The organism is Candidatus Proelusimicrobium volucris (assembly GCF_959605025.1).
Lineage (GTDB): Bacteria > Elusimicrobiota > Elusimicrobia > Elusimicrobiales > Elusimicrobiaceae > Proelusimicrobium > Proelusimicrobium volucris.
The window spans coordinates 16,891-27,160 of the sequence record NZ_CAUHCY010000010.1 but is presented as its reverse complement, the minus strand read 5'-3'; the positions used below and the strand labels follow the sequence as shown (position 1 = coordinate 27,160).

Below are 10,270 nucleotides of genomic sequence, written 5' to 3'. Positions count from 1 at the left end.
AAGGGAAGGCGGCAGGACAGTAGGCGCCGGCGTTGTTACCAAGATCCTTGAGTAACAGTTTGAAATAGGAACCTAATAGGGACATTGGATACAATGTCCCTTTAGGTATCTTTATGAGAGGGCATATAGCCCAAAATTTAAGACAGGACAGAAAAAATGGCAACAGCAGAAAGATTAACATTCGTGTTATCGTGCACGGAATGCAAAAATAAGAACTACTATTTTGCTAAAGGCAAAAAGAAAGATTACAAAGTCGAATTGAACAAATTTTGCAAGAAATGCGGCAAGCAGACTTTGCATAAAGAAGGCAAAGCCTCTAAATAAGGTTTCGCATAGATAAGAATATGGGAGCGTCGGTTAACTGGTAAACCACCGGTCTCCAAAACCGGGACTGAAGGTTCGAGTCCTTCCGCTCCTGCCAGATTTTAAGAAACGGTAGGTTATATGAATAAAGCAATAAGTTTCCTTAGGGAGTCATACTTCGAACTTAAAAAGAGTGTATGGCTTTCCAGAGCGCAGATGATACAGTCGACGATATTTGTATTCATAGTAGTTGCGATAATAGCTATATACATAAGCGGGATAGACTTTATCTTATCTTCAGTGTTGAGTAAGATAATAGGGAGCAATTAACATGAGCGAAGAGACGAAAGCCAATCAAACCGAAGAGGCCGTGTCTAAAGAGCACGAATCGCAGGAAAAGTACTGGTACGTTGTTCACACTCAGACGGGTCATGAGGACAAGGTAAAAGAAAAGATTTTAACGCAAATAAAAGTGCAGAACTTTGGGGATAGAGTCTTTAACGTTTTGGTGCCTACCGAAGAAGTAGTGGAAGTAAAACAAAATAAAAAGACCTTAAGGAAACGCAAATTTTTCCCCGGTTATATATTGGTAGAGATGATCTTAACCAGCCAAACCTATTGGTTCATAAGGAACATAATAGGGGTTACGGGCTTTTTAGGCGATCCGTATCCGGTGCCTCTTCCGGAAGAGGAGATAGCCGGCATAGTAGAGTTGACGACCGCTACCGACGGCAAGCCCAAGCACGCGGTACAATTTGACCGCGGCGAGCAAGTGCGCGTGACGGAAGGCCCGTTTAAGCACTTTGTCGGCGTAATAGAGGAAGTAAACGAAGCCAAAAACAAGCTGAAAGTAATGGTAACGGTTTTTGACAGAGCTACTCCCGTAGAAGTGGACTACTTGCAGGTTGAGAAGATAAACTAGATTTAGCAGCAGCCCGCCAAGGCGGGTAAATTAAGGAGTAAAATAAAAATGGCAAAAGAGAAAAAAATCAAAGGCTATATTAAACTGCAGATACCGGCAGGGGCCGCGAATCCTGCGCCTCCGGTAGGCCCGGCATTGGGTCAGCATGGCGTAAACATCATGGAATTCTGCAAGCAGTTTAATGCCAAGACCGCGAAGTTGGAGAAAGGTATCAAGATCCCGGTTGTAATAACGGTATATGAAGATAGATCCTTCTCCTTCATTACGAAGATGCCGCCTATGGCGGTACTTATAGTAAAGAAGCTGGGCATCGCAAAAGGCTCAGGCACGCCCCATAAGGACAAAGTGGGCAAGTTGACGCAGAAACAGTGCGAAGAGATCGCGGCGGAAAAACTGCCGGACTTGAACACCAAAGACGTAAAGCAGGCCGCCGAGATGGTAAAAGGCACGGCCAGAAGCATGGGCGTCGACATAGTAAAATAAGGAATTTATCCAGGGAGGGCTTAACGGCCCGTTAGACCTAAAGGAGACAAGATGGGAAAAAGAATGGAAGCAGCTAAAAAGACGATAGACAGCAAAAAGCTCTACACGTTGAAAGAAGCGGTAGCTCTGTGCAAAGAAAACGCGAAAGCCAAATTTGACGAAACCGTCGAATTGCACGTCCGCTTAGGCATCGACACCAAAAAATCCGACCAGCAGGTAAGAACGATGGTAGTTCTTCCGCATGGTACCGGCAAGACCAAACGCATAGCGGTATTAGCCAAGGGCGAGCATGCTCAAGACGCTCAAAAAGCCGGAGCCGATTTGGTAGGCGGCGAGGAATTGGTGGAAGACATACTTAAAGGCAAGATGGACTTTGACGTCCTCGTAGCCACACCTGACACCATGAGGGATTTAGCCAAGGCGGCCAAGATATTAGGCCCTCGCGGCTTGATGCCGAATCCGAAAGCCGGCACCGTCACCTTTGACGTTGCTACGGCGGTAAAAGAGCTTAAGGCCGGCAGAATAGAGTTTAAAGCCGACGCTTACGGTATCGTTCACGTACCGGTAGGCAAGGCCTCTTTCGAAGCCGATAAGCTGTTTGACAACGCAAAAGCTGTTTTGGAAGTAATCAACAAAGTAAAACCTTCAACCTCCAAAGGCGTGTATGTAAGGACGATCTCCTTATCTTCCACGATGGGGCCTGGTTTGCATGTTGATACGAATAAAGTGAACGCTTAATCAGACTCTTTTGCTATAAAACCCCCGCTTATAAAAGCGGGGGGTTTTTTATATCTAAAAAGCGATCCTATCTTCAAGGATATTTATTGTTTTATACAAAATCCCGTCCCGTGCGGCTTTTGCTTATATCTAAGAAGATTAAAAAATATTAAACGTGCTTTTTGAGATGTGGATAAAGGACATAAAATGCGCTTTTAAAGAAGTATTCGCTGCAAATAAAAGCGAGATTTAAATAGGGGTAATCCGCGTCAAAACAAAGTGTAAGCTAAAAAGCCCTCACGATAGATAAAGAGTACTGTTTATGTTCTAAAAACAGATTAATCGTCTTTTGGAGAGTTTATTTTAATATGCCACAGGAACTCTATATTGCCGTGCATACCGGTAATGGGAGAATTGATGAGTCCTTGTTCTTGGGCATTGTATTTAGTCTCAAGATTTTGCTTAAAGAAATCCCTTACCAAAGAAACCGCTTTTTGACGGTTTTCGTCGGTTTTGACTATGCCGTGGGGCACCTCTTTGGGGGTAAGCTCAAATTGTGGCTTAATTAAGAATACTATATCGCTGTTGGCGGACATACAGTTGAACAAGGCAGGCATAATCATTTTAAGGGAAATGAAGGAAACGTCAACGGCGGCAACTTCAAACGGATGCGGGAACATATCGGGGGTAATATATCGGGCATTGGTATTGGGGCGGAAGAAGAAATTTTTGAAGGCGGTAATTTCGCTTGCTATTTGCCCTTTTCCGACGTCTATGCCGTAAACTTCTTTCGCGCCTCTTAGCAGAAAACAATGGGAAAACCCGCCCGTCGCCACGCCAATATCGGCGCATATTTTATCTTTTACGGATATTTTAAAAGAGTCCAAAGCACCTTGTAATTTTAAGCCGCCCCTTGATACATAGGGGCAGGATTTTTCTTTTAGGGAGATATTATCCTCGGGTTTGATGTTTCTGTCGGCGCGGGTTTCAACTTGGCCGTTTACCAAGGCTTCACCGGCCATAATGATGGCTTGGGCCTTATTCCTGCTTGAGGCCAGCCCCAAATTAACCAGCGCATTATCCAAACGCAGTTTAGGCATTTTCGTCCTTATCGAAAGGTTCAAGAACCAAGGCGGAGCCTTTCTCTTTTAGAGTTTGAACTTTAAATTTTACTTCGTTTAATTTTTCCGTCAATTCTTTGGAAAGTGTCAACCCCTCCTCAAAGAGCTTTGAACTTTCTTCCAACGGGATAGTGTCGCAGTCAAGGGCGTTTACTATTTCTTCAAGGCGGGCAAGTTTCGCCTCAAAAGTATTTTTTCTGCTCATAATGTTTCCACCTCAAAATTATCATAAGAAGTTTGTACGGTAAGACGTTCGCCCTTAAGGGAGGAACGTACAACCTCGCCCGTCGCGCTGCGCCTGACGATGGCGTATCCCCGCTTGAGGGTCGCCTGAGGGCTTAAGAGCGCAAGGCGCTGTTCAAGCAAATGCTTGGCGTTTGCTTTTGCTTCCAAAAGCGTATCTATTTTAGTATAAAGCGTTTCCTTGAGGTCGTCCAAGGTTTGCTCTTTGCGTTCAAAGAACAAGGCCGGCTCCTTAAGGTATTTGCTGTTAATTGCCAAAGAAAGTCTGGCGTTTAGGCGCTCGTATTTTATTGTCAGAGAGTTAATAAGCAATTTGTTTAAGGAAAACAATTTTTCCGCCGTATCGTGCGCATTTTTGACTACCAGCTCCGCCGCCGCCGAAGGCGTCGGTGCTCTTAAAGAAGCGGCAAAATCGGTTAAAGTAAAGTCCGTTTCATGCCCGACGCAGGATATTATAGGTATTTTGTTTGCGGCTACCGCGCGGACTACAAGCTCTTCGTTAAAACTCCATAAATCTTCTATGCTGCCGCCGCCCCTGCCCAGCAAAATAACGTCGGGTGGCGGTGTCAACTTTTGCAAATTTTTCAGGGCTTGAACTATTTGCTCTTTGGAACCTTCGCCCTGCACTAAAGCGGGGGCTATTATTACTTCAAGATTGCGCCCACGCCTTTTTAGTACGGAAAGGATATCCCGTATCGCCGCGCCCGTTGGTGAAGTAACCACGCCTATTCTGGAAGGGAAAGGCGGCAGGGGGAGCTTTTTGTCTTCGTCAAAAAGGCCTTCTTGCGATAATTTTTCTTTAAGTTTTTCAAATTCCGCAAATAGATTTCCTTTTGTTTTTACTTCCGCCTCTTTGACGATAAGCTGGTATCTGCCCTGTTTGATATAGCAGGATATTTCGCCCCGCGCGACTATAAGATCGCCTTCTTTTAAAATTAAACCGCGTGCGTATCCCTTAAACAATACCGCTGAGATTAAGGCGTTTTCGTCTTTAAGGTCGAAATAGATATGCCCGCTGGAAGCGGTTTTTAGATTGGAGATTTCGCCTTCTATGGCGACTTCCCCAAAAACGCCTTCCAGCATTTGCTTTACGGTTTGGCTGATTTCGGTTACGGAAAAAATTTTATCTTTAGAGAAAGGGAGCATTATTTCTTCTTCCTTAAATTTTCCTGCCGCTCTTTTATAATTTTTTCTTTGCCCATTACGGTCGGCTTATAAAATTTTTTGGGCATGGGCATATATTGCTGCTCAACGTAATGGTTGGGGTAATCGTGCGCGTATTTATAGCCCTCGTTTTTAATCGAGCTTCTTAAATGCGGGGGTACGTCTCTCCTCGGTCCGTTTTTGACTTCGTCCAAAGCGGCGTCTATGGCCAAATAGGCGGCGTTCGATTTTGGCGCGCAGGCCACGTATATGGCCGCCTGCGCGAGCGGTATTCTCACTTCCGGCATACCCAGAACCTGCGCGCTTTTGAAAGCTGCCTGCGCTATGACTATTGCGGTAGGTTCGGCCAGGCCGACGTCTTCCGCCGCGCAGATAAAAATACGTCTTGCGATAAATCGCGGGTCTTCGCCCGATTCCAGCATTCTGGCCAGCCAATAGACTGCGGCATCCGGATCCGAGCCGCGCATTGATTTTATGAAGGCCGAAATAACGTCGTAATGATCGTCGCCTTTTTTGTCGTAGTTAAGATGTCTTTTTTGTATGCAGTCTTTGGCTATATCGAAAGTTATGTGTTTTGGCCCGCCTACATACGGCGTAGTTATTAAAGCCAGTTCCAAGGCGTTTAGAAAGCGTCTGGCGTCGCCGTTTGACTGCGTGATAAGGAAATCTTTCGCGTCGTCGTCAATAATGAAGTTTTGGCTTTCCTGCGCATTCTTCGTTATTTTTGAGAGATTTTCCGCGCTTAAAGGTTTGAACTCAAATACGGAAAATCTTGAAAGCAAAGCATTGTTGATGTAGAAGTAGGGGTTTTCCGTTGTTATGCCGATAAGGATTATCTGCCCGCTTTCCACCGAAGGCAAAAGCACGTCCTGCTGCGTTTTGTTAAAGTGATGTATTTCGTCTAAGATAAGGAGGGTGCGTTTTTGCTCAAAATTGTTTTCTATTCTAAGGCGGGCCTCTTCTAAAACTTTTTTTAAGTCGCCCACACCCGCGGCCGCGGCGTTAAGTTCGCTTACATGCGCGCGGGTGGTTTTGGCGATAAATCTCGCAAGCGCTGTTTTGCCCACGCCCGGCGGGCCGAAGAATACGGCGGAGCGGACTTTATCGGCCTCTATAAGACGGCGCAGAAGTTTGCCCGGCGCAAGAATATCTTCCTGCCCGGCGAAATCTTCCAGCTTTTGGGGCGCCAACCTTGCCGCAAGCGGCATATTTTCTTTGGCGGATTCGCGCCTTTCTTCTTCAAAAAAATCGCTCATATCTATTTAAGGGGCAAACGGTTCAAGGCAAGATTTAATTTTTCTATCGCGCTGTCCAACTGTTTTTCGCCCGCTTTGCTTTTTTGCTCTTCGTTGTTGCTTCTGGTGTATACTTTGGCCGCATAGAAAAGCGTCGTATGAAGCAATATCTTGAAAGTGTCTACGGTATGTTTCTCTTCCGAGAATTGGTCCATCTTGTTTTCTATTTCTCTTGCCAAAGCGTTAACGTCCAAAGGGCCGAGCCCTTCCAGTACGACATTGTCGAGCTCTATCCTTTTAATCGTTACGGTAACGGGTTCTTGTCTTTTGCTCATTTCTGGCCCAAATCGGGGGAAGAGGACTGCTGCTCTATCCTCTCTATTTCCCGTTCTATTTTAGCGTAAAGTTTCTTTAGTATGGAAGTCGTTACGTCTTTCCATTCTTTTAAAGCCCTCGCGGTTACTTGCGCGCTTTGCAGAACTTTTACGTTCGACTCCAAAGCCCGCACTTTGGCTTGAAGAAGCATATTTTCCTCCTCAGCTTGCGCAAGCCTGGCCGATATGCGGTCTATTAAAAGATGCAGCTGTTTGTATTTGTCGTCTTCCATACTTTATGTTTTATCTTAATTCCGCGCCCAAGTCCGTTTTTAATTTCGCGAGAATAGCCTCTACCGCTTTGTTTACTTCCGCGTCGGTAAGGGTTTTCTCCTTGGAAATAAAATCGAAACTTAAGGTAATGCTCTTTTTGCCTTCGGGCAAGTTCGATCCTTGATACAAATCCGTAAGATTGTACTTAGTATCGGGTGCGGCCGCCTTTAATGCTTGGCGGACTTTGTCAAAAGTTATATTCTTGTCTATCACTACGGACAGATCCCTCTTTGAAGCGGGGAAAGCGCTTATCTCGCGCGCTTTTTTGAACTGCTGCGCGTCAAAGAGTTTCTCCAGGTTTTTGACGTCAAACTCAAAGGCGTAAACTTCTTGCTTGATGTCGTAAGCCTTTAGCGTCAGCGGGTGCACCTGCCCCAGAAAGCCTATTTTCTTGTTGTTTAAAAGAATGTCCATACAGATTTTGGGGTGCATATAAGAGGGAGCGCTTTTGGAAGGTTGGAAAGTTACGCCTTCAAAATCCCTCAAAATATTTTCCGCCGCGCCTTTAAGGCCGTAAAAGCCTACTTTGCACTGCGGGTTCATAAAGAACTTTTCCCGCGGGGTTTTGCCGCACATAACAGCGCCTAGAGAGAAAGTTTCCAGCGGGAAGCCTTTCTGCAAAGAGAAAGTTTTGCCGTACTCGAAAAGAGCCAAATCGTGTCTGCCGAAGTTTTGGTTAAGAGCTATGTTTTTCAGCAGGCTCATAAGCAGGTTCGGCCTTAAAAATTCCATTCCGTCGGCGAGCGGATTTTTTATTTCCACGGCGGTTTTGTCGCTGAAGGAGAAAAGATTTAAATCCTTTTGCGATACGAAGTCAAAATTTTTGCATTCGTAAAAGCCGAGGCCCGCCAAAGCGTCGGAGAATTTTTCGCCTATATCCACCGCTTTAGGGTTCTCGCCGAAGTATAAAGTGGCGTGCGTCGTGCCGTCGCCGTCGGAGGCCAAGTTTTCCAAACCGATATAGCGCGCGGCCTCTTCCGCCAAATCCCACTTGTGGTTCAAATCCCGTCTGTAAGAGCCGGGCGTAAAGAGCCAGGCGCCCGAATCGGAAATTCTTAAATCCGCGCCAAGCCTGCCGAAAATGTCTTTAAGGCGCTCGCGGTCTATTTCCATACCGAGTATCTTTTCCAGATCCTCGGGCTTAAATTCTATTTGAGCGGGGCGGTAAGGATTAGGGTAAACGTCGTTGATTTCGCTGGGCTCGCCGCCGCATATTTCAAGTACCAGGGCCGTCGCCATCTCTATCGAATTTAAACAGCCTTCTATATCTACGCCTCTTTCAAACCTTTGGGAAGATTCCGTGCTGAGCGCAAACTTTTTTGACGTTTTATTTATGCACGGCGGATAAAAATATGCGCCTTCCAAAAAGATGTCTTTGGTTTCAGGTAATATACTGTCGCCTTTGCCTCCCATAACGCCCGCTAAGGCGACGGCTTTTTTGCCGTCGGCTATAACTAGGCTCTGCGGCGTTAGGGTGCGTTGAGTGTCGTCAAGCGCCAAAAAGTTTTCGTTTTCCTGCGCCCAGCGTACGTTTATTTCCCCGCCTTCAAGATGGTTAAGGTCAAAAGCGTGCATCGGGTGGCCTATTTCAAAAAGGACATAGTTGGTAATATCTACAAGCGCGTTCTTGGGGTTGACGCCCATGGCCAAAAGGCGTTCCTTCATCCAAGCGGGGGACTCAGTATTCTTTACACCGCGGATTATCCTGCCCGTATATCTGGCGCAGCCGTCGTCTTGCGTGTGGATATTGATTTTTAAAGCGGGTCCTTCGCCTTTGTATTTTTTCCACTCCTTCTTTTTTAAAGGAAGATTTAACAAAACGCTAAGTTCTCTTGCTATGCCGAGGTGGCTCATAAGGTCCGGGCGGTTGGGGGTTAGGGAAACTTCAAATATCGCGTCGGCTTTGCCGTATAATGTTTTTACGTCTGTACCGACGGGTATTTTAGGGTCCAAAATCATAATGCCTTTTTGGCGTTCAGCCGCCAAGCCAAGTTCGTCGGCGGAACATAACATTCCCTCCGATACTACGCCGCGGATTTCCGCCGGTTTAAGATAAATCTTGCCAAGCCTCGATCCTACATTGGCCAAAGGTACGGTCTGCCCTTCGGCGATGTTCTGCGCGCCGCATACTACGCGTTTGGCACCGTCTTTCGTTTCCAAATCGACAAGGTGCAGCTTTTCTGAATTGGGGTGCGCGTTTATTTTAACTATTTTGGCGGCGTAAATGTCGTCAAAGTCCGCCCCCGTCTTTTTTATCTCTTCCACTTCCATACCAAGAACGGTCAGCTTGCCTGCCAGCTCTTCGGGAGTTAGATCCAAATCAATAAAATCTTTAAGCCAAGAATAAAGTATTTTCATTTAAAATTGCTCCAAAATCCTAATATCGTTCTCGTAGAAAGTTCTGATGTCCTTGATGTCCAAAGAGAACATCGCCAGCCTCTCTACACCCATGCCGAAAGCGTATCCGCTGTAAACTTCTGGGTCGATATTGCAGTTTCTAAGTACATTGGGATGCACGATACCCGCGCCCAACATTTCCTTCCAGCCGCTGCCTTTGCAGACGGGGCAGTTCTTGTCCTTGCCTTCGCAGAATACGCATTTTACGTCCACTTCCACGCTTGGTTCGGTAAACGGGAAGAACGACGGCCTAAACCTTACTTCCGCCTTCTTGCCGAAAAGGCCCTTCATAAATACCGTCAAATCCCTTTTTAAATCCGCCAAGCTGACGTTTTTATCGACATATAGGCCTTCTATTTGGTGAAATACCGGGCTGTGCGTAGCGTCAAGAGCGTCTTTGCGGAATACTCTGCCAGGCGCCATAATGCGTATGGGCGGGCGCTGCTTTTGCATAGTTCTTATCTGTACGCCCGAGGTGTGCGTCCTTAAAACGAAATCCGTCTTATTGGTATTTTTGACGAAAAAGGTGTCCTGCATATCGCGCGCGGGATGGTGCGCGGGGATATTCAAAGCGTCAAAATTGTGGTACTCGTCCTCTATAAAAGGGCCGTGCGCCCATACAAACCCCAGTTTGGAGAGAATATCGGTCATTCTCTTTTGCGCTATGGCCAAGGGGTGCCTGCCGCCTTTATTGAATGGATAGGCGGGCAAAGTTAAATCCAAATCCGTCTTGTTTAATTCTTCGTTAATGGCCGCGGTTTCTAGTTCGGCGGTTTTTGTTTCGAATAAGGAAACGAGTTTCGCCTTTAAAGCGTTGCTTAAGGGGCCGAACTCCTTTTTCTCTTCCAAAGAGAGATCTTTAAGACTCTTTAAAAGTTCTGTCAGTTCGCCTTTGCGTCCTACGGCGGCGACTTGCAAGTCCTGCAGTTGTTTTAAATCTTGGCAGGCTTGTATTTTGGAAATATAATTGCTTTCTATTAAATTTAACTTATTTTTTAATTCTTCTATCATAATATCATTATAGAAAATTAGAATGAT

At 45.9% G+C, this 10,270-nt stretch carries 13 protein-coding genes and 1 tRNA gene; 6 read left to right on the top strand and 8 right to left on the bottom strand.

From position 1 onward, the window contains the following. Window positions 1–156: 156 nt before the first annotated feature. The 6 genes from rpmG (at window position 157) to rplA (ending at window position 2,446) form a co-directional block, all read left to right on the top strand. Entirely contained in the window at window positions 157–324 is a 168-nt protein-coding gene (rpmG, locus tag ACQY3M_RS07375; protein ID WP_428067164.1) for a 50S ribosomal protein L33, read from the top strand. A 22-nt stretch (window positions 325–346) separates the two neighbouring features. After that, window positions 347–421 (top strand) — tRNA-Trp (locus ACQY3M_RS07370). 23 nt (window positions 422–444) lie between these two features. Next, the gene (gene secE, locus ACQY3M_RS07365; RefSeq protein WP_428067162.1) at window positions 445–633 is read left to right on the top strand and encodes a preprotein translocase subunit SecE; all 189 of its coding nucleotides are present in this window, start codon (window positions 445–447) and stop codon (window positions 631–633) included. A gap of 1 nt (window position 634) precedes the next feature. Next, window positions 635–1,225 (top strand): transcription termination/antitermination protein NusG, encoded by a 591-nt coding sequence (gene nusG, locus ACQY3M_RS07360; RefSeq protein ID WP_428067161.1) that lies wholly within the window; start codon window positions 635–637, stop codon window positions 1,223–1,225. A gap of 48 nt (window positions 1,226–1,273) precedes the next feature. Continuing rightward, window positions 1,274–1,708, top strand: a complete 435-nt coding sequence (gene rplK, locus ACQY3M_RS07355) for a 50S ribosomal protein L11 (protein WP_428067159.1) — start codon at window positions 1,274–1,276, stop codon at window positions 1,706–1,708. A gap of 51 nt (window positions 1,709–1,759) precedes the next feature. Continuing rightward, complete coding sequence (gene rplA, locus ACQY3M_RS07350) at window positions 1,760–2,446, top strand: 50S ribosomal protein L1 (protein WP_428067158.1); 687 nt, start codon at window positions 1,760–1,762, stop codon at window positions 2,444–2,446. Between the two features lie 317 nt (window positions 2,447–2,763). Here the strand turns inward: rplA and ACQY3M_RS07345 are convergent, their stop codons facing one another. The 8 genes from ACQY3M_RS07345 to pheS are packed head-to-tail and all read right to left on the bottom strand — an operon-like array spanning window position 2,764 to window position 10,243. Next, the gene (locus ACQY3M_RS07345) at window positions 2,764–3,525 is read right to left on the bottom strand and encodes a TlyA family RNA methyltransferase (RefSeq protein ID WP_428067156.1); all 762 of its coding nucleotides are present in this window, start codon (window positions 3,523–3,525) and stop codon (window positions 2,764–2,766) included. Further along, a complete protein-coding gene (xseB, locus tag ACQY3M_RS07340; RefSeq protein WP_428067154.1) occupies window positions 3,518–3,751 on the bottom strand; it encodes an exodeoxyribonuclease VII small subunit in 234 nt (77 codons plus the stop codon). Before xseB ends, ACQY3M_RS07345 begins: the two co-directional genes overlap by 8 nt. Next, window positions 3,748–4,935, bottom strand: a complete 1,188-nt coding sequence (gene xseA, locus ACQY3M_RS07335) for an exodeoxyribonuclease VII large subunit (RefSeq protein WP_428067152.1) — start codon at window positions 4,933–4,935, stop codon at window positions 3,748–3,750. The genes xseB and xseA overlap by 4 nt, the downstream gene beginning before the upstream one ends. Further along, entirely contained in the window at window positions 4,935–6,209 is a 1,275-nt protein-coding gene (locus ACQY3M_RS07330; protein WP_428067150.1) for a replication-associated recombination protein A, read from the bottom strand. The genes xseA and ACQY3M_RS07330 overlap by 1 nt, the downstream gene beginning before the upstream one ends. A 2-nt stretch (window positions 6,210–6,211) precedes the next feature. After that, window positions 6,212–6,523, bottom strand: coding sequence for a hypothetical protein (locus ACQY3M_RS07325; protein WP_428067148.1), 312 nt, complete (start codon window positions 6,521–6,523; stop codon window positions 6,212–6,214). Then, window positions 6,520–6,795 (bottom strand): hypothetical protein, encoded by a 276-nt coding sequence (locus tag ACQY3M_RS07320; protein WP_428067147.1) that lies wholly within the window; start codon window positions 6,793–6,795, stop codon window positions 6,520–6,522. Before ACQY3M_RS07320 ends, ACQY3M_RS07325 begins: the two co-directional genes overlap by 4 nt. A 10-nt stretch (window positions 6,796–6,805) precedes the next feature. After that, a complete protein-coding gene (gene pheT / locus ACQY3M_RS07315; protein WP_428067146.1) occupies window positions 6,806–9,193 on the bottom strand; it encodes a phenylalanine--tRNA ligase subunit beta in 2,388 nt (795 codons plus the stop codon). Beyond that, on the bottom strand, window positions 9,194–10,243 hold the full coding sequence (gene pheS, locus ACQY3M_RS07310; protein WP_428067144.1) for a phenylalanine--tRNA ligase subunit alpha: 1,050 nt from the start codon (window positions 10,241–10,243) through the stop codon (window positions 9,194–9,196). Between the last annotated feature and the right edge of the window lie 27 nt (window positions 10,244–10,270).